A 23,938-nucleotide genomic window follows, 5' to 3' on the forward strand; every position below is an offset into this window, starting at 1 on the left:
CGCCCGACCGGCGCTCAGCGCGTCAGCGTCAGCGCCAGATACCCCGCATAACCCGCACCGTTCGCGAGCAGCGCCCAGATCGCGAGCCCGCGCGTGCGCGCATGGATGCGCAGCCAGGCCGCCGCCGCGAGCGTGACGATCACGCCGGTCAGCACTTCGGGGCGCGGCTCCCACGGCGTCAGCATGATGCCGATCGCCGGCAGCAGCGTGCCCTGGAACACCATCGCGCCGGTGATGTTGCCGAACGCGAGCGTGTCTTTCCCGCGGCGGATCCACAGCACGCTGTTGACCTTCTCCGGCAGTTCCGTCGCGATCGGCACGATGATCAGCGACAGCAGCAGCGCCGACACGCCGAGCGCGTGCGACACGCCTTCCACACCGTGAATGAAGCCCTTCGCGCCGCCGACCAGCAGCGCGACGCCGATCAGCAGTTGCAGCACGATCGTCGACAGGTTGGTCGGCAGGCCGACGCGCGACAGGAACATCGCGTGCGGCGCCTCGGTGCCGTGCCCGGCGTCGACGAGCCCGGTCGACGCGCGGAACGTCAGCACGACATACATCACGTAGAGGCCGACCAGCATCGCGGCGAGTAATGCGCGCACGGCCCAGTTGTGATGCGGGACGAACATCGCGACGGTCGCCAGCGAGAATGCGGCGAGAAAGGTGTTCATGTCGCGCACGAAGCCCGTGCGTTCGGGCGCGATCGTGCCGCGCAGCCCGCGCGAGCGGATCACGGCGAGCGCCATCAGGAGCGTGGTGAGCGTCGCGAGCATCAGTGGCGCGCCGAGAATCGCGCCGACGCCGATCTCCTCGTTCACGGCCTGGTTCGACGTGCCGCCGGCCAGCGCGAGCAGCGGCACCATCGTTTCGGGCAGCGCGGTGCCGACGGCCGCGAACAGCGAGCCGGTCACGCCTTCGGAAATCTTCAGGCGTTCGCCGAGATGTTCGAGCGCATTGGTGAAGACTTCGGCGGCGACGAGGATGACGATCAGCATGAACGCCAGTTCGACGAACATGAAGGTCATGCGGCACCTCCGCGGGCGGCGGTGGCGTGAGGGAGGCGAGCGGAAAGGAACATGGGGACTCCGTGGTCGGACGCTGACGAACCATGACACATCCGCCGGCGTCCGACCAGGAACGACGCGATGTGCCGATGGTCTCGCCAAGCCGATCAGGCCGAACGCGCCACGGCCGCGGGCCGAGTGTGTTGACGCGTTCGCTTTCCGGTGACGGAAAGCAGGCTACTCCCCAAAGACGAAAAACAGTCTAGCCGAGCGGTTTTCGTTCGACAAGCGTTCGTCTGGAAAAATATACCCCTCTACCCTATGGGGGAAATCTTCCGGAGATATACTCCCCTACCCTATCCGGGAGCCATCGATGAGTCATACCGTTCGCGAGAAACAGAAGCTGCTGAACCGCGTGCGCCGTATCAAGGGGCAGGTCGAAGCGATCGAGCGCGCGCTGGAGGAAGAGCGTGGCTGCAACGACGTGCTGCAACGGATCACGAGCTGCCGCGGCGCGATGAACGGCCTGCTGGCCGTCGTGCTGGAAGACCACATCCGGTCGCATCTCGTCGATGCGGATACGGCCGACGCACACGAGGGCAGCGCGACCGAGCAGCTCATCGACGTCGTGCACAGCTATTTCAAGTAACCGGACCGCGACATGAACGAATTCAACCGCACGTCGGCCGGCGGCTCGCACAGTCACGCGTTCCTGGGCGCCGCACACGCCCGCAACGAGCGGAAGACGTGGATGGTCATCGGCCTGTGCACGGCGATGATGATCGCCGAGATCGTCGGCGGCACGCTGTTCGGCTCGCTCGCGCTGGTTGCCGACGGGCTGCACATGTCGACGCACGCGGATGCGATGCTGATCGCGGCGCTGGCCTATACCTATGCGCGCCGGCACGCCGACGATCCGCGCTTCGTGTTCGGCACCGGCAAGCTCGGCGACCTGGCCGGCTTCACGAGCGCGATCGTGCTGGCGATGATTGCGGTGCTGATCGGCTATGAGGCGATCGCGCGCTTGCTGGCGCCGGTGCCGATCCACTTCGACGAAGCGATTCCGATCGCCGTGCTGGGGCTTGCCGTGAACCTCGCGAGCGTGTGGCTGCTGAGCGGCGATCACCATCACGGGCATGATCATCATCATGCGCACGACCACGATCATGACCACGGCGACACACACCATGATCACGGTTCGCACTCGGCCGCGCATCGCGACCACAACATCCGGTCGGCCTACGTTCACGTGATCGCCGACGCGGCCGTGTCGGTGCTGGCGATCGTCGGCCTGCTGCTCGCGCGTGCGTTCGGCTGGGTCTGGATGGACCCGCTCGCGGGCATCGTCGGCGCGCTGGTGATCGCCAACTGGGCGTACGGGCTGATGCGCGACACGGGCGGGATCCTGCTCGACGTCAACGTCGATCGCAAGCTGACGGACAACGTGCGCCGTGCGATCGAGGCGCTCGGCGACAAGGTCAACGACCTCCATGTGTGGCGCGTGGGCCCCGGGCACATGAGCGCGATCGTGTCGGTCGAATCGGGCGACGCCGCGCGCGACGCGCGTTTCTACCATGCGCTGCTCGCGCGCTTCGACGGCGTGTCGCACGTGACCGTCGAAGTGATGACGCGTGCGAAGGCAGCCTGATCGTGGCCGCGAAATCGCCGTGTATCGACCGGTGCGCGTTCGACGGCCGAACGGGCTTTTGTGTCGGCTGCCTGCGCACGCGCGATGAGGCCCGCGACTGGAAGAAGCGGACCGACCATCGCCGGCACCAGATACTGAACGACCGGTCGCGCCGACAGGCGAAGCTACGGCGCGACGCGGCGCAATAGCAAGCGCGCACGCGCGCCTCGGTCTGCGATCAGGGTCGCGAGCATGCGGTAGCATCACAGGCATTCGGCATCACGATGCCTGAACCGGGAGCGATCCATGCAGACCGACGCATCGACCGGCATTCTTCGGCAGATTCCGCGTAGCGTGTGGGTGCTCGGCTGTGTCAGCCTGCTGATGGACGTGTCGTCCGAAATCATCCACAGCCTGTTGCCGATGTTCCTGATGGCGGGCCTGGGCGCGAGCGCGACGACGATCGGCGTGATCGAAGGGATCGCCGAGGCGACGTCGCCGGTCGTCAAGGTGTTCTCCGGCACGCTGAGCGACTACCTGCGTAATCGGAAATGGCTCGCGGTGGCCGGCTATGCGCTCGGCGCGCTCAGCAAGCCGTTGTTCGCGATCGCGCCGACGATCGGCGTCGTGGTGACCGCGCGGATCGTCGACCGCATCGGCAAGGGGATTCGCGGCGCGCCGCGCGATGCGCTCGTCGCCGACGTCACGCCCGTTCACCTGCGCGGCGCCGCGTACGGGTTGCGCCAGTCGCTCGACACGGTGGGCGCGTTTTTCGGGCCGCTGCTGGCCGTCGTCATCATGCTGGTGTGGCGCGACGATTTCCGCCTCGCGTTCTGGCTGGCCGTGATCCCGGGCGTGCTGGCCGTGGCGCTGCTCGCGTTCGGCATCCAGGAACCGGCTGGTGCGCCGGGCGAGAAGGGCGTGAACCCGATCCGCCGTGAGGTCGTCGCGCAACTCGGCGCCCGCTACTGGTGGGTCGTGGCCGTCGGCGGCGTGTTCGCGCTCGCGCGTTTCAGCGAGGCGTTCCTGGTGCTGCGCGCGATGGGCAGCGGCGTGCCCGTCGCACTCGTGCCGCTCGTGATGGTCGCGATGAACGTCGTGTATGCGTTGTCCGCTTACCCGTTCGGCAAGCTCGCCGATACGACGAGCCACACGAAACTGATGGCGATCGGGCTCCTCCTGCTGATCGCCGCCGACATCGTGCTGGCGCACGGCGCGCACTGGCCGGCCGTGCTCGTCGGCGTCGCGCTGTGGGGGCTCCATATGGGGATGACGCAAGGGCTGCTCGCGACGATGGTCGCGCAGGCCGCGCCGGCCGAATTGAGAGGCACGGCGTTCGGCGTGTTCAACCTGATCAGCGGCATCGTGACGCTCGTCTCGAGCGCCGTCGCGGGCGTGCTGTGGGATCGGGCCGGCGCCGCGGCCACGTTCTACGCGGGGGCCGTATTCAGCGCGGCGACCATCGTGCTGCTCGTGTGCGTTCGCACGTCGTTCGCTGCCGCGCGGGATCGCTAGCGCCGCACGCGGCGGCGCGTCGTTCAATTGTCGGTGTCGCGCGGAAAGTAGAGCGTGAACGTCGTGCGCCCGTCGCGGCTCGCGACTTCCACCTTGCCGCGATGCAGCTCCATGATCGACTTCACGATCGCGAGCCCGAGCCCCGCGTTGCGCGCCGCGCCGTGCCGCGACGAATCGATCCGGTAGAAGCGCTCGAAGATCCGCTCGACCTGTTCGGGCGGAATCGCGACGCCGCGATTCGTGACTTCGACGACCGCGTAACCGCGTTGGGTCGACACGGCCAGCTCGATCGTCGATGCGGCTTCCGCGTGTTCGAGCGCATTCGACGCGAGATTGCTGACCGCGCGCCGGAACAGCGTCGCGTCCGCGACGACCGGCGCTTCGCCATGCACGTCGATGCGCACGCCGGCTTCGTCGGCCAGTGCCTGGAAATACGACGCGAGCCGGCGCAATTCGCTGCCCGCGTCGAGTTCGGCGGCCTTCAGGTGCTGTCGCGCATTGTCGGTGCGCGCGAGAAACAGCATGTTCTCGATCATCCGCTGCAGCCGTTCGCATTCCTCGATGTTCGATTCGATCAGCGCTTCGTATTCGTCGGCCGTGCGTGCGCGCGACAGCGTGATCTGCGATGAGCTGATCACGTTCGCGAGCGGCGTGCGCATGTCGTGCGCGAGATCGGACGAGAATTGCGACAGCCGCACGAACGCGCGTTCGAGGCGGTCGAGCATCCGGTTCACCGACGTGGCGAGCTCGCGCAATTCGACCGGACCGCCGCGTGCGTCGAGGCGTGCGTTCAGGTTGTGCGCCTCGATGCGCGACGTCTGCCGGCCGAGGCTTTCGACCGGGCGCAGGCCGCGCGACGCGACCGCGTAGCCGAGCGCGCCGACCAGCAGCGCGCCGACGGCCGCCGCGAGCCAGATGTCGACGCGATAGCTTTCGAGCAGCGACTGCCGATCGGTCGCCGTGCGTGCGAGTGCGACCTGGATCGTTTCGCCGGACGGCAGCGTTTCGCGTGCGGACACGCAGCGCGACGTGCCGATGCCGGGCGGCGCGCAGGTGAACGGGCCATCGGTGCTGCGTGCCCGATGCGATGCGGCGATCACCGACGCGAGCGTGTTGCCGGCTTCGTCGGAATGCTCGACGAGCGGGCGGTTTTGCGCGTCGTAGATGCCGAGATAGACACCCGGATGCGACAGCAGCACGTCGTGGAACACGGCCGGGTCGGCGCGCAGCGCGGCCGTCGATCCGCTGGCGCGCGCGAGCTGCAGAAACTGGTTGAGCTTGCCGGAGATTTCGATGTCGTCGCGTCGCGTCAGCTCGGCGGACAGCGATCGGTACAGATACGCGCCGGTCAGCGCGAACACGAGCGCGGCGACCGCGGCGAACGCGAGCGTCAGGCGCCGCAGCAGCGAATACGAAGCGGCGTGCGCGGTCACGAACGATCCTCGAGCACGTAGCCCATCCCGCGGATCGTGTGGATCAGCTTCGTCTCGTACGCGTTGTCGATCTTCGCGCGCAGGCGCTTGATCGCCGCGTCGACGACGTTCGTGTCGCTGTCGAAATTCATGTCCCAGATCTGCGACGTGATGAAGGTGCGCGTCAGCACCTCGCCCTCGCGTTCCGCGAGCAGCTGCAGCAGCGCGAATTCCTGCGCGGTCAGGTCGATGCGGGTGTCGGCGCGCCGCACGCGGCGCTTGAGCAGGTCGATTTCGAGATCGGCGACGTGCAGGATGTCGCGCACGTTGCGCGGCGCGCGCCGCAGCAGCGAGCGGATGCGCGCGAGGAATTCGGCATACGCGAACGGCTTGAGCAGGTAATCGTCGGCGCCGAGTTCGAGCCCGGCGACCTTGTCCTCGATCGCGTCGCGGGCCGTGAGCAGCAGCACGGGCGTCTGCTTCTGCGCGCGTAGCCGCCTGAGCACCTCGAAGCCGTCCAGCGCCGGCAGCATCACGTCGAGCACGACGAGATCGAAATCCTCGTGCAGCGCGAGGAACAGCCCGTCCTGGCCGTTTTCCGCGACGTCGACCGTGTAGCTCGCCTCCATCAACCCCTTCCGGAGGTACGACGCCATCTTGGGTTCGTCTTCGACTATCAGTATCCGCATGGTGAGGCAGGCCGTCCGTGATTCCAGCCGGTCAGTGTAACGCCGGAGCATACGGCGCCGCGCGTGCGCGAACGATGATCGGCGGATGACGGAATTGTCATGAAAGCCCGGTCATGTTTCGGCCATGTCGCCGTCACCGCGGCGGCGATAAGCTGCGGCCGTCTTGTCCCCGGCGCGCGCTGTCGTGCGACGCGCCGGCCCAACGGTCGCTGTCTGCCCCGATTTCGCATCCATGTCGTACTGGCGCACCTTTCTCGTCGTCGTGTTGCTGGCGCTGAGCCTGCCGATCCAGTCGTTCGCGGCTGTTTCAATGCCGTGCGCGGGCGCCGCCGTGCCGCATGAGGACAACGCGCCGCACACGATACCGGCCGCGCAGGACGGCCATCACGATCACGGCGATCGCGCGCGGCATGCGTCGTCATGTGCCGCGTGCGTGTCCTGCTGCATCGGCATGGGCATGGCGGGCGCACCCGCGGCGCCCGTCATGGCGAGCGTGCGCGTCACGACCGTCGCGCGGCCGCGTTCGGCCGGGGGCGTGTCGTTCCTGACCGGCGGCATCGACCGGCCGCCTCGCCGGATACCCGTCTAGTTCCTGGCCGCGGCCGACCCGCCGCGATCCGCTATTTGCTCCGGCCATCGCATCACGCCACGCCGGACGACTTTACGACGAGACATGTTCATGCGATTGATCATTGCGGCGCTATGGGGCGCGGCGGCCCTCGTGCCGTCGCTCGCGCCCGCGCAAACCGCGTTTCCCGATCCGGCAGACGCCGCCGCGTCGGTGCCGGACGTCACCGTGACGTCGGCGTTCGACGGCTATCGGCCGTATCGGGACGACGCAGGCCCGGGCTGGAAGCAACTGAACCGGGACGTGACGGAGCGACCCGCGAAAGGGCGCACGAACAGCGGCGCGGCCGGCAACGGCGCCGCTCATTCCACGCACGGAGGGGCCACGCGATGACGACGCTCGCGATATCGCGTCGGATCGGTGCGGCCGCGATCGTGCTGGCGCTCCTCGCGGGCTGCACGACATTTTCGAAGGACGGCGGGTTCGACGCCGTGTCGTCCGTCGCAACCGAGCGAATCGGCAAGGACGCGGTGGTGGTGCGGACCGACGCCGACCGCGAAGCGGTCGACCAGCGGACGCAGGAATTGCTTGCAAAACCGCTGTCGATGGACGACGCGGTGCAGGTCGCGCTGCTGAACAACCGCGGGCTGCAGGCGTCGTACGCGGAACTCGGGCTGTCGGAGGCCGACCTCGTGCAGGCCGGCCGGCTGCCGAACCCGCGCTTCGCGTTCAGCCGCACGCGTGCCGGCGACGGCGAGCTGACGCTCGGCCGCACGTTCTCGGCGAACGTGTTCGCGCTGCTGACGATGCCGCTCGCGACGCACATCGAGCGCCGTCGCTTCGAGCAGACCAAGCTCGAAACGGCCGACGCGATGCTGAAGGTCGCGGCCGACGCGCGCCGGGCCTACGTGGAGGCCGTCGCCGCCGAGCAGGCCGCGAACTATGCGCAGCAGGTGCGCGAGGCTGCGAGCGCGGCGGCCGAACTCGCGCTGCGCATGCGGCAGGCCGGCAACTTCAGCCGGCTCGACTACGCACGCGAACAGGCGTTTCATGCCGACGCGGTCGCGCAGCACGCGAAAGCGCGCCAGCAGGCCGTCGCCGCACGCGAGAAGCTCACGCGCGCGATGGGGCTGTGGGGCGAGCGCACGCGGTACGCGTTGCCCGAACGCTTGCCCGATCTGCCTAAAGCGCGCCCGGACCTGCCCGATCTCGAACGTTTCGCGATGAGCAACCGTCTCGACATCCAGGCCGCGAAGCTGCGGACGCAGGGCGTCGCGTCGTCGCTCGGCCTGAGCAAGGCCACGCGCTTCGTCAACGCGGTCGAACTCGGCTACGTGAACGACTACGAAACCGGCAAGGGCCACGAGCACGGCTACGAGATCAGCGTCGAGATTCCGCTGTTCGACTGGGGCGGCGCCAAGGTCGCGCGTGCCGAGGCGATCTACATGCAGTCCGCGAACCGGCTCGCGAAAACCGCCATCGATGCGCGCTCCGAAGTGCGCGAATCGTATGCGGCTTACGTCACCCGCTACGACGTCGCCACGCACTATCGCGACGAAGTCGTGCCGCTGCGCAAGACGATCTCCGACGAACTGCTGCTGCGCTACAACGGGATGCTCGCGAGCGTGTTCGAGCTGCTGACCGATGCGCGAGAACAGGTTGGCGCGGTCAACGGCTACATCGATGCGCTGAAGGACTACTGGCTCGCCGAAACCGATCTGCAGATGGCGGTCGGCGGCCGGTTGCCGTCGTCGGGCGCCGCGCCGCGCGCGACGCACTCCGCCGAATCATCACCCGAATCCGCTTCGAAAGCCGACGCCGCGCCGCAGCCGGCTTCCACTCCCGCGGCGCCGTCGGCGCCCGCCACGCAACCGCATCCGGAAGGTCATTGACATGGTGTCCCGTCGACAATTTCTCAGCGGCTCGGGCGCCGCGCTGCTCGGTGCGGCGATGGTCAGCAAGGCCGGCGCCGCGTCGCTGCCCGAAGCGCCCACGATGGCGAAAGCCGGCACGCAGCCGCCGCTCGTGCCGCCCGACGGCCGCCCGTACACGCCCGTCGCGACGTTGAACGGCTGGTCGCTGCCGTGGCGGATGAAGAACGGCTGGAAGGAATTCCACCTGACGGCCGAGCCCGTCGTGCGCGAGATGGCGCCCGGCATGAACGCGAACCTGTGGGGCTACAACGGCCAGTCGCCGGGTCCGACGATCGAGGCCGTCGAAGGCGACAAGGTCCGCATCTTCGTGACCAACCGGCTGCCCGAGCACACGACGATCCACTGGCACGGGCTGCGGCTGCCGAACGGGATGGACGGCGTCGGCGGCCTGACGCAGCCGCACATTCCGCCCGGCAAGACCTTCGTCTACGAGTTCCGGCTCGAAGCGCACGGCACGTTCATGTATCACCCGCACGCCGACGAGATGGTGCAGATGGCGATGGGGATGATGGGCATGTTCATCGTGCATCCGAAGGCGCGCGGCACGATGCCGGTCGATCGCGATTTCGTGTTCCTGCTCGCCGCGTACGACATCGATCCGGGCAGCTACACGCCGCGCGTGAACGAGATGACCGACTTCAACATGTGGACCTTCAACTCGCGCGTATTCCCGGGCATCGATCCGCTGCCGGTGCGCGCCGGCGACCGCGTGCGGATCCGGTTCGGCAACCTGACGATGACGAACCATCCGATCCACCTGCACGGCTACAGCTTCGAGGTCGCGGGCACCGACGGCGGCTGGATTCCGCCGGCCGCGCGCTGGCCCGAAGTGACGGCCGACGTTGCGGTGGGCCAGATGCGCGCGATCGAGTTCACCGCCGATCGTCCGGGCGACTGGGCGTTCCATTGCCACAAGTCGCATCACACGATGAATGCGATGGGCCACCAGGTGCCGAACCTGATCGGCGTGCCGCAGAAGGATCTCGCGAAGCGCATCGGCAAGCTCGTGCCCGACTACATGGCGATGGGCAGCACGGGCGGCGCGATGGGCGGCATGGAGATGCCGCTGCCCGACAACACGCTGCCGATGATGACCGGCACGGGCCCGTTCGGGCCGCTGGAGATGGGCGGCATGTTCACGGTGCTCAAGGTGCGGCAAGGGCTTGGCCGCAACGACTATCGCGATCCGGGCTGGTTCCGGCATCCGAAGGGCACGGTCGCGTACGAATTCACCGGCGAATTGCCGGACGGCTGAAGCAGCACGCGGCGGCCGCACCGACGCGCCGCCGGTTTCCATTCATTCACACGGGAGTCGACACGATGAAGAAAGGACTGGTTTTGATGGCGACGGGGTGCGCGCTCGCATTCTCCGCCGCGTCGTACGCGGCCGGCGACGTGGCCGGCATGGACATGAGCGGCGGCTCGAGGCAGGGCGCCGCGGCGGCGCAGCGCATGTCGCACGGCGAGATCCGCAAGGTCGACATGGCCGCCGGCAAGCTGACGATCAAGCATGGCCCGCTGGAGAACCTCGGGATGGACGCGATGACGATGGTGTTCAAGGTCAAGGACCCGGCGATGCTGTCGCAGGTGAAGGCGGGCGATACGATCGATTTCGTCGCCGAGGACGTGAACGGCGCGCTGACCGTCGTCGAACTGAAGAAGCCGTGACGCGGAGCGCGAACATGAACAGCACGATTTCCGGACGGCTCGCCGCGCTCGCCGCGGCTGCCGCCCTCTTCGCGATGACACCGGTCGCGGCTTCGGCCCACGGCAAGCTCGAAGGCGCTGTGCCGGCGGCCGGCAGCACGGTCGACGCGGCGCCCGACACGTTGCGGCTCACGTTCAACGAAGACCTCGAACCGGCGTTCAGCTCGGTGACGGTGTCCGACGCGAGCGGCAACGCCGTCACGCGGGACAAGGCGAAGATCGATGCGTCGAACCCGCGCGTGATGACCGTCGCGATACCGAAGCTCGCGGCGGGCGCGTACACGGTGCAGTGGGCGGCGATGACGGCCGACGCGCATCGCACGAAGGGCGCTTATACGTTCCGGGTGAAGGGGTGAACGACGGCATCGTCGGCCTGCTGCGGCTCGTGTCAGTGGCGATCCAGAACGCCGGGTTCGCGGTCGTCGTCGGCGCGTTGCTCGGCCGGCACTGGCTCGCGCGCGGCGCATCGGTGTGGCAACACGACGTCGGCCAGCGACTCGTCGCGACGCTGCGCAGCGCGTCCGTCGTCTCGCTGCTCGCGAGCGTCATCGCGTTCTGGGCGCACTGCGCGCTGATGAGCGAAGTGTCGCTGCTCGACGCGGGGCCGGCGGCTCATTCGATGCTCGCGGGCACCGGGTTCGGCCATGCGTGGCTGGCCGGCACGGTGTTCATGCTCGTCGTCGTGCTGCTGTCGTTCGTCACGCATGCGAACGACACCCGGTTTCCGTTCGCGATGGCGGTCGCGCTCGCCGGTGTCGCGCTCGCGCGCGGCAACGGCGGCCATCCCGTGGATGCGGGCTTGTTCAGCGTGCCGGTGTGGATCGACTGGCTGCATCTGCTGGCGATCAGCGCGTGGGTCGGGCTCGTGCTCGTGACGGCGTTCGGCGTGATGCCGCGGCTCGTCCGCATGCCGGCGAGCGAACGCACGACGGGCGCATCGTTCGTGCAGTCGTTGTCCGATGCATCCACTTACGCGCTGGTCGTGCTGTTCGCGACCGGTACGTACAACGGCTGGCGCGGCGTCGGTACGCCCGCCAACCTGCTCGCATCGACGTACGGGCAGATCCTGCTGCTGAAGCTCGCGCTCGTGCTGATTGCCGCGATGCTCGGCGGACACAACCGGTTCTTCGGGATGCCGAAGCTGCTGGCCGCGTTGAAGGACCCGGCCGCCGCGATGCCGGCCGGCGCGTTGAAACGGTTCGGCACGGTGCTGCGCGTCGAGGCGGTCGTGCTCGGCGGCGTGCTGATGGTCGCGGCCGTGCTCGTGTCGAGCGCACTGCCGGGGACGGTCTAGCGCGGCGGTTTTGTCGGCGGAGGATTCGGCGCATCGGCGACGCCCGGCCGTACGACGCGTGGCGATCCCGGCGTGATGACGACGATGACATCGGCCTGTCTGCCGATTACCAAAAACTGTCACCGAGCGTCGCTAAGCTTTCGCCACCCTCACAACCGGGATTCCCGCCATGCGCTCGACAATCCGCCTGTTTGCCCCGCTATTGCTGCTCCCGATGCTCGCCGCGCCGGTATCCGCCGCCACCGCCGCGCCCGTCAGCGCGAATTGCGGCGGCAGCACGACGCCGATCGCCGATATCCAAGGGCCGGGCGCGCCGTCGCCGCTCGCCGGTCAGAACGCGTCGATCGAAGCCGTCGTCACCGCCGATTTCGGCGGCACGGACGGCTTCGGCGGCTTCTTCGTCCAGCAGGCCGACGCGCAGCGCCGCAACCAGCCGGGCGTGTCCGAAGGCCTGTTCGTCTATGCGCCGAAGGTGCGTGCGAAGGCCGGCGATCTCGTGCACGTGACGGGCAGGGTCGACGAGAAATACGGGCAGACGCAGCTCACGCTGGCGGGTGCGATCGCGGTGTGCGCGAACGGCCAGACGGTCACGCCCGCGACGCTCACGCTGCCGGTCGACAGCCCGAACGCGTTCGCCGCGTACGAAGGGATGCTCGTGCGCCTGCCGCAGACGCTCAGCGTCACCGACAACTACGAACTCGGCCGCTACGGCAGCGTGATGCTCAGCAACGGCCGGCTGCGCACGCCGACGAGCGTCGTGCCGCCCGCACAGGCGCAGACGCAGATCGACGCGAACGCGCGCAACCGCCTGATCCTCGACGACGGCTCGAACAAGCAGAATCCCGCGACCGTGCCGTATCCGGCGCCGGGCCTGTCGGCCGCGAACACGCTGCGCACGGGCTACACGGTGCGCGACGTCGAGGGCGTGCTCGAAGTGCGTTACGGCGCATGGCGCGTACAGCCGCTGCCCGGCGCGGCCGCGCCGGTGTTCGACAAGCGCGAGAACCCGCGCACGAACGCACCGGCGCGCGATCCGAAAGCGAACCTGCGCGTCGCGTCGTTCAACGTGCTCAACTACTTCAACGGCAACGGTCTCGGCGGCGGCTTCGACGATCCGAACAATCGCGGCGCGAAGACGTTCCAGGAATTCCAGCGCCAGGAAGCGAAGATCGTCAGCGCGCTGAAGGCCATCGACGCCGACGTGATCGGCCTGATGGAAATCCAGAACAACGGCTACGGCGAACTGAGCGCGGTGCGCCAGCTCGCGGCGAAGCTCGGCAGTCACTGGCGCGTGGTCGATCCGGGCACGTCGCGGCTCGGCGGCGACGCGATCGCGGTCGCGATGATCTACGACAGCCGCAAGGTCGAACCGGTCGGCCGCGCGGCGACGCTCGCGATCGACGACAAGAACCGCCAGCCGCTCGCGCAGTCGTTCCGGCTGCTCGGCGGCAACAAGCAGGCGCTGACGGTGGCCGTGAACCACCTGAAGTCGAAGAACTGCCCGGACGCCGCGAACGACGATCTCGACCAGGGCGATGGCCAGGGATGCTGGAACCCGACGCGCACGCGCGCGGCGGCGAAGGTCGCCGACTGGCTGGCCGGCAACCCGACGGGCGTCAAGAGCCAGGGCGTGCTGCTGATCGGCGACTTCAACAGCTACACGTACGAAGACCCGATCCGCACGCTCGAATCGCGCGGCTACCGCAACCTCGTCGCGCGCTGGATCGGTGCGAACGCGTACAGCTACGTGTACAACGGCGAAGCCGGCTATCTCGACCACGCGCTCGCGACGCTGCCGCTCGCGTCGCACGTGAAGGCCGTGCACGAATGGCACATCAACGCGGACGAGCCGCTCGCGCTGCAGTACACGCTCGCGTACAAGTCGGCCGAGCAGCAGAAGACGTTCTACGCGGCCGATGCGTATCGTTCGTCGGATCATGATCCGGTGCTGATCGATATCGCGCTGCCGGGCGGCGGGAGGTGACGATGGCTTGAGGTTTTGCGACAGGCGTGATGTGCGGCAATGCCGGACGTCGCGCTTGTCCCGGAAACCGTTCGAATACCGGGTAAATAATTCCATGAGTAATTAATCGAGCCGGTACTTTATGGATGATGCAGTGCACATCGATGCCGCAATTGAGGAAGGATTGAAGTGAATCGGATCGTCGAATGACCTGTACATGCTGCTGCATCGCGTTAATCGATTGGCGATAATAAAGTTGAAAGAATGATCATGCCGATTTGAAGGATTTCTGTCTTCTGCGCCAATACGGGAAAGGATTCTGCATTGCGCGTGAAAAGTAAAATATTCGGCGTGGCATTGCCGCCAAAACACACCTTGCACGAATAATTCCGTTTTCTTTCAAGTTCCAGACACTGTCCGCCCTTCGCATCATTGCGGGATTTTTAATATCCGAATGATCTTTGACAACGCGGCGCAGCACCGCCTATTTTTGTCATGGCCTGAGTTTCAGTCATACAAAAGTTGTCCAAACTGCAGGGGGCGCGTCCGGGCATCATTCTCGCCAGCAGTTTGCTGTGTCTGTATCAAGTTCAGTCTCTTGGAAGTCCTATCCCCAACCGCCGACTGCCGACCGTGCAACGCGAGTGGCGGGTCGGCCTGCGCGTGTCGCGGGCGTTGGCGGCCTTTGTGACGCGGTATCCGAAGCCGAAGGAAAGAGATGAAACCAGACAGGAGCAGTACCGGCAGCCGCCGTGTTCGTCGTGGCCGGCTGGCCGGGCTAGGCGCATTGACCGTCATGACACTGGCGCTCGCGGCATGCGGCGGCGACGATTCGTCGTCCGTCGGCGCGTCGAGCCTCGCGCAGGCCACCGCGAGCCAGCAGGCCAGCGCGCAGGCGGCCGGCACCCAGACGTCTGCCGCCAACCAGCCGTATGTCGACCCGGTCGCGTACTCGATGAACGCGACCGACGGCCTCGCGCCGTCGCAGGTGTCCGAGAAAGCGGCCGTCATGCATTACCAGTGGAAGGGCGGCGGCAAGACGATCGACTACACGACGACCACCGGCCACCTGACCGCGCAGGACGCGAACGGCAATCCGGAAGCGTCGATGTCGTATGTCGCGTACACCGCGCCCAGCACGAACGGCAAGCCGCGCCCGGTCACGTTCGTCTATAACGGCGGGCCCGGCTCGTCGTCGATCTGGCTGCGGCTCGGCTCGTTCGCGCCGACCCGCGTGGCCACGCCCGATCCGCTGTTCGGCAACAACTGGCCGAACTATCCGCTCGTCGACAATGCGGAGAGCCTGATCGACACCACCGACCTCGTGTTCATCGACCCGCCCGGCACCGGGCTGTCGGAAGCCGTGTTGCCGAACACCAACCAGAAGTACTGGGGTTCCGACGCGGACGTGAACATCATGCGCGACTTCATCCAGCGCTACCTGAACGTCAACAGTCGCGGCACGTCGCCGATCTACCTGTACGGCGAATCGTACGGCACGCCGCGTACCGACATGCTCGCGCTCGCGCTCGAATCGGCCGGCGTGCACCTGACGGGGATCGTGCTGCAATCGGCGATCCTGAACTACTTCGCGGATGCGGTGGAAGCGGTGGCGATCACGCAGTCGACCGCAGGGCTGCTGCTCGATACCGATACGGTGGCCGGCTATCTGCCCGGCTACGCGGCGGTCGCGGCGTACTTCAACCAGGTGTCGCCGGCGCCGGTGAACCAGGATCTGTATGCACTCCAGACGGAACTGTTCACGACGCTGATCTACACCCAGCTGCAGAAGTATTCGCAGTCGTGGGTGTTGAGCCAGCTCGGCATTCCGGACGCGCTCGGCACGCCGGTGTTCCCGAGCGATGCGACGCTCAGGCTGTGGTCGATTCCGTCGAGCCTCACGCAGCAGGCGCTGCGCGACTATTTCAACGCGAATCCGTTCGGCACGAGCCTGGTGCCCGGCACGACGATCGGCCGGTATGACGGGCGCGTGTCGTTGCCGAACTCGGACCCGCGACTGCAGAACGACGGCGATCCGTCCGACATCCTGATCTCGCAACCGTTCACGAACGCGCTCGCGACGCAGATGCCGGACTACCTCGGCTATACGGCCCCGAACGCGACGTACCTGCCGCTGAACGACAACATCATCGGCGTCTGGGACTTCTCGCACGACGGCCAGCCGATGCCGGACACGATTCCCGATCTGCTCGGTGCGCTGCAGCTCAACCCGAAGCTTCGCGTGCTCGCGGAGAACGGCTACCACGATCTCGCGACGCCGTTCTTCAACACCGAGAAGCAGCTCGCGCGGCTGCAGACGGTGAAGGGCCTGCATCCGAAGCTGCAGGTGAATTTCTTCCAGGGCGGTCACATGATCTATCTGGACGACGTCGCCCGTCCGCTGATGAAGCGGGATTTGCAGACGTTCTACAAGGGCGCGCGGATTCCGACGGCGCTGACGCTGCACACGCTGCCGCCGCCGTGGCCGGATGAAAACCCGCCCAGCGTGCCGACCGGCAGCGAGCCGGGCGCGACGGCCGCGACGACGCTGGCGGCAGCCCCTTGAGCGACGGAGTCCTTGTCAAAGGAACCCTCTATTCATCCATTGAATGCGAGCGATCATGTCCCTAATCCAATTGATGCGGCGTATGTCTCCGTTGATCGTGCTCGGCGCCGTGATGAGCAGTGCCTACGCGTTGCCGCCGCAGGCGGTGGCGCCGGTGAAGCTGCCGCACGGCGGGCGCGGTGTCGACGGTCCGTTCTTTCCGGCCACGCGCGCGGCGCCGGTGTTGCCGTCGACCGGCGCGGCCTTGCAGCAGCAGGCGCAGCAGCGCGTCGACGCGAGGCTCGGCGGCAATACCGTGCTGAGCAACGGCGCGGCCGTGACGAAGGCGCAGGCGCAAAGCAGCGGGCTCGGCTTCGTGTCGAAGCACTTCGACGAGATCGATGCGAAGCACACCGGCCGCGTGACGATGAGCGATGTGCGGCAGTTCATCCGGCAGCGGCAGGTGCAGGCGCAGCAGGAACAGCAGGACGAGTGACGTAGCGGGCAGGGCGGCGGCCGGCGCGGCTTTCCATCGCGCCGGCCGCCGAATTTCGACGTCTGGGCGTGCGCGATGTGTTGCCTAGGGCGCGATCACCGTCATCCTGAACGGCCCGCCGTGTTCGGCCGCATGCGCGACCGCGTCGTTCGCGTCGTCGAGCGCGAAGACCGTCACGTCGAAGTGCCCCAGGTCGAGCAGCCCGCCGCGAACGAGCCCGGTCATCAGCGTCACCGCTTCCGTCGGGTACATCCATTTACCGCGCAGCGTGATGTCGTTGCGCATGAGCCACGGATACGGCAGCTCGAGCCCGGCCCCGCCGAGCATGCCGACGCCGCCCATCAGCACCACGCGCCCGTACGGACGCACGGCCATCACGGCCGCCCGCACCGTCGTCGCCGGCACCGACGGCGGCATCAGGTCGATCACGCAGTCGATCGGCCCCGGCGCGGCGTGCTGCATGCGGATGCGGTCCGCGGTTTCGTCGCCGGTCAGTTCGACCGTGCGCACGCGGTCGCCGAAGCGGCGTTCGAGATCCGCCAGCACGCGCGCATTGCGGCCGGGCGCGACCACGCACCGCGCGCCCATCGCCAGCGCCACCGCGATGCATGCGCTGCCGAAATTGCCGGTCGCGCCGCTGACGAGCAGGATTTCGCCGGCGCGCAGATCGGACGCAAGCAGCCCGCCGTAAGGCACGAGCAGCGTATTGAGCGCGCACCAGCGCGTGGCGTCGGCGGCCGCGATCGCGCCGATGCGCACCGCATTCTCGGTCGGCACGCGCAGCCGCTCCGCGAACGGGCCGTCGTGAAAGTAGCGTTGCAACTGCTTGCCACCTTCGCCGCGCGCGCTCCAGCCTTGCAGCACGATGTCGGGTATCCGTGCGTCGTCGCGCGAACGCACGGTCGGGTCGCAGAACACCCAGTCGCCCGGCTGCAACTGCGTCGCGTCGGGGCCGGTTTGCCGGACCCGGCCGATCGCGCCGCAACCGGGCACCATCGGCAACTCGATCGGATAGCGGCGCTCGCCGCTGAACACTTCACGCGCATAGGACAGAACCGGCGTCGCGACGACGTCCACGACGACTTCGCCGGTGCCGAGCACCGGGTCCGGCATCGTTTCGATCGCGAGCGGCGTGCCCAGCGACTTCAGAATCGCAGCTTTCATGACACTTCCCGAGGGTGAGGACGCGTCGATTCTGGCAGGCTTAGAATCGGCAACAAGGCCCGGCGCGAGCCCAGGATGGGCCGATACCACCCTGCACGGAGCGAACCCGATGACCGCTACCACGCGAACCCCGTTCGGTGATTTCCTGCGCTCGCGGCGCAAGAAGCTGCGCCCGGATGCCGTCGGCCTTCACGACGGGCCGCGCCGGCGCACGCCCGGCCTGCGGCGCGAGGAAGTCGCGGAACTGGCCGGCATCGGCGTCGACTGGTACGTGCGGCTCGAGCAGGGGCGCGACGTCAACCCGTCGGATACGACGCTCGACGCACTGGTGCGCGCGTTGCGGCTCGACAAGGCCGAAGCGGCCCACTTGCGCACGCTCGCGCGGCGCGACGGGTCACCTGCGTTCGTGCCGGAACGCGTGCCGCCGGCCATCGCGCGGCTCGTCGCGCATCTTCAACAGCCTGCCTACGTGACCGGCCGACGCTGGGACATCCTCGCGTGGAATGCGGCCGCGGCCGATCTGCTCGGCTTCGACCGGCTGGCGCCAGCCGATCGCAACATCCTCGTCTACATGTTCGAGGCGCCGTACGCGCGTGCGCTGTTCGCCGCGCGCTGGGCCGACGAGGCGCGGCGGATGATCGCGCTATTTCGCACGAACCACGATCTCTACGCGAGCGACCCGGCGTTCGTCGCACTGGTCGCGCGCTTGCGCGCCAGTAGCAGCGAATTCTGTCGATGGTGGGATACGCATGACGTGCGCAGCGGCGTGTCGGGCGAGAAGGTGCTCGTGCATGCGCAACGCGGCACGCAGCGCTACGAGTACGCGACGTTCCAGGCGAACGACGATCCCGCGCTGAAGCTGGCGATCTATACGCCGGTGAACGGCGATGAACAGACGTGATGCGGCTGTGACTCGCGCCACCGGCGGCCACGCAGCGAAGCATCGGCTTCATGCGTGAACGCAGGTGGTCGGTCAGGCGTAACGGCGGGGCGGCTTACGCCGTGCGTCGTTCGGACAGCCGGTTCCACAGCGTGCCGGAGCGGCTGCCGCTGCGGCAATACGCGAGCACCGGCTTCGGCAGCGTGTCGACCAGTGCGCCGAACGCGTCGACTTCCGCGTCGCCGATGCGGTCGCGTTCGACCGGCAGGTAGCGCGCGTCCATGCCCAGTTCGCGCGCGGCGGCGGCGATCTCCTCGAACGCCGGTTGATCCGCGCCTTCGCCATCGGGCCGGTTGCAGATCACCGCACGGAAACCGGCATTGCGGATCGCCTTCAGGTCGGCCGGCGTGATCTGCCGCGACGCGGCGAAGCCGGTCGCCGCCGCCGCCCGACATTGCTCGATCGCCCGCGCGAAACGGGCGATCGCGAAGTCGACGTCCTGTTCCGTCGTGAACCGCCCGAAACTGATGCGCACGGTGCGGCCGGCCGCTTCCGCATCGAGGCCGATCGCGGTCAGCACGTGGGACGGCGCGCCGCTGGTCGAATTGCATGCGGAGGTGGACGACACGGCGAGCGCTTCGCCGAGCATGAACGGGAAGAAGCCCGGCGCATGCACCGTCAGGCTCAGCGTGTGCGGGATGCGGCGGGCAGCGGCCGCGTTCTGCGTGACGTCGCCGAGCGTGGACAGCGCGCTGGTGAGCCGCGCGCCGAGCGCCGCGATCCGTTCGGCTTCGCCGTCGAGTTTTTCGGCGGCGAGTTCGCACGCGACGCCCATGCCGACGATCTGATGCGTGGCAAGCGTGCCAGAACGCAGCCCGCGCTCGTGGCCGCCGCCGTGGATCTGCGGCGCGATCCGGCGCGCGATCTCGCGGCGCACGAACAGCGCGCCGATGCCCTTCGGGCCGTACACCTTGTGGGCGGACATCGACATCATGTCGATGCCGAGCGCGCGCACGTCGATCGGTGTCTTGCCGAGCGCCTGCGCGGCGTCGACGTGGAGCAGCGCGCCGGCGGCGTGCACGATGCGGGCGATCGCGCCGATGTCGGTCAGCGTGCCGATCTCGTTGTTCACGAGCATCAGCGACACGAGGCCGGTGTCGGGGCCGATCGCGGCCGCCACGGCGTCGGCGGTGATTTCGCCGCGGGCGTCAGGCGTCAGGAAGGTGACCTGCATGCCATGCTTCGACAGGTTCGCCATCGTGTCGAGAATGGCCTTGTGCTCGAGGCGGCTCGTGATCAGGTGGCGCTTGCCGGTCGCGTTTTCCGCATAGCCCTTCAGCGCGAGGTTGTTCGATTCGGTGGCGCCCGACGTCCACACGATCTCGTCGGCGTCCGCGCCGATGAGGGCGGCGACTTGCGCGCGGGCGTGCTCGACCTTGTCTTTTGCGAGTCGGCCGGCGGCGTGCGAGCTGGATGCGGGGTTGCCGAAGATGCCGTCGAAGCCGAGACAGGCCGTCATCGCTTCGATCACGCGGGGATCGGCAGGGGTCGTGGCTGCGTAGTCGAGGTAGTGCAGCGGGGTGGGTTCGCTCATGTCCGTCTCTGGCTGATTGCGTAGTGACGGAGATGATACGGGGGACAGAAGGGAAAAAGGATCCAAAGTTGGCTGAAGATGCGGCTCGAAGTGGAATTATGTTTTATATGTGTCGGAAATAGGGGAATTCGTTTCTCCGTGGCTTCGCTGGCCGGAATCGTCGCGATTACGTCGCCGCATCGGGGCCGGGTTGGGTCGATAGCCGGTGCGCATCCCGCACCCATGCCAGCAGCGCCTGCTCGTACCTCGACGGAATCGTGACCGTGAGCGTCGTGAGGCGGCCGGCGTTACATGGCAGATCGAGATAGCGTCGCCAGGCTTTTCGCACAAGTTGCGACATCGCGGAGTGCGTCATGCCGAGTTCGGCGGCCAGCGCCCGTTGTGATCGGCCCTTCACGAAAATCTCGTGCAAGGCCCACTGGTTCAGCGGCTTGATCCTCGTATCGTGCATCCGCAACAGCCGGAACTGTTCGTCGGTCATGCGTCGGGTCGTCGGCATTCAGATTCGCCCCGAATGTTGAAGCGACGAGATCAATTCCGCGCCGCACGAAGTCTTGTGGCCGTCGAATGCGGCGGGGCGGCCTTCGATGTCGAAGGCCGGATCGCCTTCGGCAATCGTGCAGGCGCCATGAATCGGACACGAGCACGCGTCGCCGATACGAGCGACCGCGCGCCCCATCACCGTGCTTTTTCGGGCGCCGGATTCGACCCGGCCGCCGTGGGTGTGCGTATCTTCTACCCGGATAATTCCCCGCATGGGATTCCGTCCTCCAAATGGTTTGAGGTCTGACGCGGCGATCACGTTCGGATGAAGCGATTTGCCGCGCTGGTGTGCATCACCATGAATAGCCTTGCATGCCGTAATTTGTATCGTGTCGGCGGCCCGACCACGGCAGGTTGCCCCCGAAGTGATTGATCCGGCCGATGGCGAAACGCAGACGATCCGACCCAATAATTATTGGGCAGCATCCCGACTATTGAATTGGCTCGCAATTCTTTCGATCTTCCTCCGATGGTTCGCGGTGTTGGGCCGCATCCATCCAACCCAGATTAAATTGGGTAGAGCTGTAGTGACATAACAGCGTGGGCTTTCCAGCGACGCTTTTGTCATCGACGGTTAAGGCGTCAAGTGTGAGAGGCACAGAAGGAAATGTAACATCAGCTAACGCGATTTGATCGGCTCTATACTTGATGTTGAACTTTCCAACCCAATATTCCGCCGCCTTGCCTGATACGACACGATAGCCGGTCGGCGCTGTTTTTGGTGAAACATAATACAAGGCCATCGATTGATGTAGCCGCACATCATCGCCCCCCGAAAATCGAAATAGGTCGCTGGGAACAAATAGATCGGTCGGATAATTCTTTCTTTCATAATTCGGTTTCGGTTGTCTAGCAAAAATCCATTGATGCTCGTCATCGTAAACGACCAACTGAATATCTATAGCCACAGGGCTGGCGAGAGAGTTGTAATCTTCAATCTGCATGTAGCTCGGATCGCGATTCCCTTTATCGGCAACAAGTTCATCGGGAATTGCAAACACGATTTCTGGGTAGTTATTGAATGCACCCATGAAACGATATTTGGTGCCGGGTACATAGGCGGAGATCGGGCGGCGCATGGGTAAATTCGTACCTTGGACTTTCCAACTAATCGGACGTGCATCCAGAAGGCTTTTCCAATCGGGTTTTGTTCCGCTCTTCAAGGCGACCAGATTTTGCCATTTACAGTCGCTGCTCCGATCATAGCAACTATTATACAAATAAAGACTGATGCCCTCGTTTTCCAGCGTCAACCACGGACGTGGTTCAGCCGGAAAGCTATAGATTTTCTCGTAAGATTTCGTTGAAAAATGCGGCACAATCATCGGCGGGCAACCGGCTAGCAACACACTTGTCAGCAGCGCCACGATCAATTTTATCTTTTTCAAATATTTGGATTTTAATGTCTGGAGCATGCTATTCATACCATTCCGCTATTTTCATATCGTCATTGTTAATCTGGAATCATGGTGGTGACGAAAGGAAACACCATGAGCGCCACCAAACCGGGCGCGATAGCAAATGGCTGCACTCAACTCCTGTTACTAGACGCGGCGGTTACGTTCACATGCAGCGCGCCGCCAAGCCGATGTGCATCACCACGAATAGCCTTGCATGCCGTAATTTGTGTCGTGTCGGCGTCCCCACCACGGCAGGTAGGCGTTGTTTCCGCCGCGTGCGCGGAACCAATCCTTGTCGGGATCGATCGGCGTGAGTTTCGACGGTGGCAGGACGACGACCGCGACCGGATGATCCGGATCGGTCGTGCCGGCGACGAGTGCATTGCCGCCGAAGTGATTGATCCGGCCGATTGCGAGCGCGACGTCGGTCAATGCGCTGCCGGTTCCCATGTCGCCGAGTAGGGCGGCCGTGTTGAACGTCTGCTTACGGTGGTCGTATTCGGGGAGGGTTTCGGTCAAGGTTTGTCCGAGCATCGCAAGACGTGTCGATGATGCGTCGCTGCCTTTACCTGCGTCGTGAACGACGTAGTTGAGGTCAGGGACCACGATGCCGGCATTGCGTGCCGCTTGGTCGATGGTCGCCTTCCACGCCTGCACGGCTCGGGTCGTGCCGACCTTCTGCGGAAAATCATGCGTGTTGCCGGTTGCGGCTTTGCCGATCCAGGAGAGCGGTTCACGCTCGGTGTTGAAGGTTGGGCCAGCGAGGAACAGCACGACAAGGTTCTCGTTGATCTGTGCATCCGTGGGAGGGAAGTTGGGTGCGTCCCAGTTCACTACCCAGACGCTCTTGTCAGGGTTCGCCCGCAAGTAGTCCAGTGCGTTGTTCAGGGATGTGAATCCGGTGTTGGGGCCGCCTTGTGTGGCTTGTACGTCGGGAAGCGTGTTGCGGCTCCACATCGTTGGAAAATACCGATTCCCGATCGAAAACGTCCTTCGAATCGAGTCCTGCAAATAGTTTTGCGATTCGGCCGCGTCGAGTCGTTCCGGAATCGCAAGCTCGACACGGATGCCAGCCAACTCACGCCAGTTCTTTTTATCGTCAGGTTTGACCGTGTAGAAGTATTTCGCATTGCTCGCGTAGCGTGAGTGAAGCAGCAGCGGGAACTTGGTCATGTACTTGCGATAGAACCCTCTGAATGTTTCTGTGCCTTCGTTGCCGTATGCGATACCCGCTACCGACTGGAGCGTCGTAAAGGACTTCGGATCGGTCCGCACCATGTCGTCGTTCTTGTTCGGAGACGCGAGTCCTTGCGTCCACAGCAGTTGCCATTCGGTCGGGTAGTCCATGCGTTGCAACGGATTCAACCAGATCAAACCTACAACCTGCGCGACGAATGGCTTCGCTGCTTCTTCCGCAGAGGGTCCCGCATGCGTTACAGGTTCCGTCGAAGGTGCCGCGTGCGCCGGCCGTACCGTGGCCGTGGTGAACAGAAGCACCATGAGCGCAGCCAGGCTGGGCACGACTAAAAATCGTTTCATCCAATCTCCTATTTCCAGTTGTGTCGGGTCTGGTTGTTCTACGTGCGCCATTAACGACGCCATG

Annotated in this window: 24 protein-coding genes and 1 riboswitch; of the genes, 15 read left to right on the plus strand and 9 right to left on the minus strand. The window is 65.9% G+C overall.

Annotation, left to right across the window (positions count from 1 at the left end; all coding sequences use genetic code 11):
• Positions 1-14 precede the first annotated feature (14 nt).
• Positions 15-1,025: a sodium:calcium antiporter gene (locus CFB81_RS16735; RefSeq protein ID WP_069619014.1), complete on the minus strand. Its 1,011-nt coding sequence runs from the start codon at positions 1,023-1,025 to the stop codon at positions 15-17.
• A 69-nt stretch (positions 1,026-1,094) separates the two neighbouring features.
• A riboswitch (yybP-ykoY riboswitch) is annotated at positions 1,095-1,262 on the minus strand.
• 115 nt (positions 1,263-1,377) lie between these two features.
• On the opposite strand from CFB81_RS16735, the gene CFB81_RS16740 reads away from it, so the two are divergent.
• The 4 genes from CFB81_RS16740 (at position 1,378) to CFB81_RS16755 (ending at position 4,146) form a co-directional block, all read left to right on the plus strand.
• Positions 1,378-1,653, plus strand: a complete 276-nt coding sequence (locus tag CFB81_RS16740; RefSeq protein WP_069619013.1) for a metal/formaldehyde-sensitive transcriptional repressor — start codon at positions 1,378-1,380, stop codon at positions 1,651-1,653.
• A gap of 12 nt (positions 1,654-1,665) precedes the next feature.
• Positions 1,666-2,652, plus strand: a complete 987-nt coding sequence (gene dmeF, locus CFB81_RS16745; RefSeq protein ID WP_089435895.1) for a CDF family Co(II)/Ni(II) efflux transporter DmeF — start codon at positions 1,666-1,668, stop codon at positions 2,650-2,652.
• A 2-nt stretch (positions 2,653-2,654) separates the two neighbouring features.
• Positions 2,655-2,840 carry a DUF1289 domain-containing protein gene (locus CFB81_RS16750; RefSeq protein WP_089435896.1) on the plus strand — a complete coding sequence of 62 codons (186 nt, stop codon included), beginning with the start codon at positions 2,655-2,657 and terminating at the stop codon, positions 2,838-2,840.
• A 97-nt stretch (positions 2,841-2,937) separates the two neighbouring features.
• Positions 2,938-4,146 carry an MFS transporter gene (locus CFB81_RS16755; protein WP_089435897.1) on the plus strand — a complete coding sequence of 403 codons (1,209 nt, stop codon included), beginning with the start codon at positions 2,938-2,940 and terminating at the stop codon, positions 4,144-4,146.
• Positions 4,147-4,169: 23 nt separating this feature from the next.
• On the opposite strand, the gene CFB81_RS16760 is transcribed toward CFB81_RS16755, so the two are convergent.
• On the minus strand, positions 4,170-5,579 hold the full coding sequence (locus CFB81_RS16760) for a heavy metal sensor histidine kinase (RefSeq protein ID WP_089435898.1): 1,410 nt from the start codon (positions 5,577-5,579) through the stop codon (positions 4,170-4,172).
• On the minus strand, positions 5,576-6,247 hold the full coding sequence (locus CFB81_RS16765) for a heavy metal response regulator transcription factor (protein ID WP_069619009.1): 672 nt from the start codon (positions 6,245-6,247) through the stop codon (positions 5,576-5,578). Before CFB81_RS16765 ends, CFB81_RS16760 begins: the two co-directional genes overlap by 4 nt.
• 232 nt (positions 6,248-6,479) lie before the next feature.
• Here CFB81_RS16765 and CFB81_RS16770 point away from each other — a divergent pair, with 232 nt between their 5' ends.
• From CFB81_RS16770 to CFB81_RS16820, 10 genes are all read left to right on the plus strand, one after another.
• Positions 6,480-6,836, plus strand: coding sequence for a hypothetical protein (locus CFB81_RS16770; RefSeq protein ID WP_089491880.1), 357 nt, complete (start codon positions 6,480-6,482; stop codon positions 6,834-6,836).
• 90 nt (positions 6,837-6,926) lie between these two features.
• Complete coding sequence (locus CFB81_RS16775; protein WP_179235984.1) at positions 6,927-7,208, plus strand: hypothetical protein; 282 nt, start codon at positions 6,927-6,929, stop codon at positions 7,206-7,208.
• Entirely contained in the window at positions 7,205-8,707 is a 1,503-nt protein-coding gene (locus CFB81_RS16780) for a TolC family protein (protein ID WP_089435901.1), read from the plus strand. Before CFB81_RS16775 ends, CFB81_RS16780 begins: the two co-directional genes overlap by 4 nt.
• Before the next feature lies 1 nt (position 8,708).
• Positions 8,709-10,004, plus strand: coding sequence for a multicopper oxidase family protein (locus CFB81_RS16785; protein WP_089435902.1), 1,296 nt, complete (start codon positions 8,709-8,711; stop codon positions 10,002-10,004).
• Positions 10,005-10,069: 65 nt separating this feature from the next.
• On the plus strand, positions 10,070-10,417 hold the full coding sequence (locus CFB81_RS16790) for a copper-binding protein (RefSeq protein ID WP_089435903.1): 348 nt from the start codon (positions 10,070-10,072) through the stop codon (positions 10,415-10,417).
• Positions 10,418-10,431: 14 nt separating this feature from the next.
• Complete coding sequence (gene copC, locus CFB81_RS16795) at positions 10,432-10,812, plus strand: copper homeostasis periplasmic binding protein CopC (RefSeq protein ID WP_089437037.1); 381 nt, start codon at positions 10,432-10,434, stop codon at positions 10,810-10,812.
• Positions 10,809-11,750 carry a CopD family protein gene (locus CFB81_RS16800; protein WP_089435904.1) on the plus strand — a complete coding sequence of 314 codons (942 nt, stop codon included), beginning with the start codon at positions 10,809-10,811 and terminating at the stop codon, positions 11,748-11,750. The genes copC and CFB81_RS16800 overlap by 4 nt, the downstream gene beginning before the upstream one ends.
• A gap of 169 nt (positions 11,751-11,919) precedes the next feature.
• Complete coding sequence (locus tag CFB81_RS16805) at positions 11,920-13,734, plus strand: ExeM/NucH family extracellular endonuclease (protein ID WP_089435905.1); 1,815 nt, start codon at positions 11,920-11,922, stop codon at positions 13,732-13,734.
• Between the two features lie 697 nt (positions 13,735-14,431).
• Positions 14,432-16,279, plus strand: coding sequence for a peptidase S10 (locus CFB81_RS16815; RefSeq protein ID WP_089435906.1), 1,848 nt, complete (start codon positions 14,432-14,434; stop codon positions 16,277-16,279).
• An 82-nt stretch (positions 16,280-16,361) separates the two neighbouring features.
• Positions 16,362-16,754 (plus strand): 2-oxoglutarate dehydrogenase, encoded by a 393-nt coding sequence (locus tag CFB81_RS16820; RefSeq protein WP_227789689.1) that lies wholly within the window; start codon positions 16,362-16,364, stop codon positions 16,752-16,754.
• Positions 16,755-16,838: 84 nt separating this feature from the next.
• Here the strand turns inward: CFB81_RS16820 and CFB81_RS16825 are convergent, their stop codons facing one another.
• Positions 16,839-17,918, minus strand: a complete 1,080-nt coding sequence (locus tag CFB81_RS16825; protein ID WP_089435907.1) for a zinc-binding alcohol dehydrogenase family protein — start codon at positions 17,916-17,918, stop codon at positions 16,839-16,841.
• 109 nt (positions 17,919-18,027) lie between these two features.
• Between CFB81_RS16825 and CFB81_RS16830 the strand changes: the two genes are divergently transcribed.
• Positions 18,028-18,819 carry a helix-turn-helix transcriptional regulator gene (locus CFB81_RS16830; RefSeq protein ID WP_069619000.1) on the plus strand — a complete coding sequence of 264 codons (792 nt, stop codon included), beginning with the start codon at positions 18,028-18,030 and terminating at the stop codon, positions 18,817-18,819.
• A 94-nt stretch (positions 18,820-18,913) separates the two neighbouring features.
• Here CFB81_RS16830 and CFB81_RS16835 read toward each other — a convergent pair whose 3' ends face one another.
• The 5 genes from CFB81_RS16835 to CFB81_RS16855 form a co-directional block, all read right to left on the minus strand.
• Positions 18,914-20,392 carry an aminotransferase class V-fold PLP-dependent enzyme gene (locus tag CFB81_RS16835; RefSeq protein ID WP_089435908.1) on the minus strand — a complete coding sequence of 493 codons (1,479 nt, stop codon included), beginning with the start codon at positions 20,390-20,392 and terminating at the stop codon, positions 18,914-18,916.
• Positions 20,393-20,558: 166 nt separating this feature from the next.
• Complete coding sequence (locus CFB81_RS16840; protein ID WP_069619074.1) at positions 20,559-20,873, minus strand: TrfB-related DNA-binding protein; 315 nt, start codon at positions 20,871-20,873, stop codon at positions 20,559-20,561.
• An 18-nt stretch (positions 20,874-20,891) separates the two neighbouring features.
• Positions 20,892-21,149, minus strand: a complete 258-nt coding sequence (locus CFB81_RS16845) for a PAAR domain-containing protein (protein ID WP_069618998.1) — start codon at positions 21,147-21,149, stop codon at positions 20,892-20,894.
• A 217-nt stretch (positions 21,150-21,366) separates the two neighbouring features.
• Positions 21,367-22,359 carry a hypothetical protein gene (locus CFB81_RS35505; protein ID WP_124503527.1) on the minus strand — a complete coding sequence of 331 codons (993 nt, stop codon included), beginning with the start codon at positions 22,357-22,359 and terminating at the stop codon, positions 21,367-21,369.
• Between the two features lie 171 nt (positions 22,360-22,530).
• Complete coding sequence (locus CFB81_RS16855; RefSeq protein ID WP_084044290.1) at positions 22,531-23,874, minus strand: virulence factor; 1,344 nt, start codon at positions 23,872-23,874, stop codon at positions 22,531-22,533.
• Between the last annotated feature and the right edge of the window lie 64 nt (positions 23,875-23,938).

The organism is Burkholderia sp. AU28863, assembly GCF_002223195.1.
GTDB classification, from domain to species: Bacteria; Pseudomonadota; Gammaproteobacteria; order Burkholderiales; family Burkholderiaceae; genus Burkholderia; species Burkholderia sola.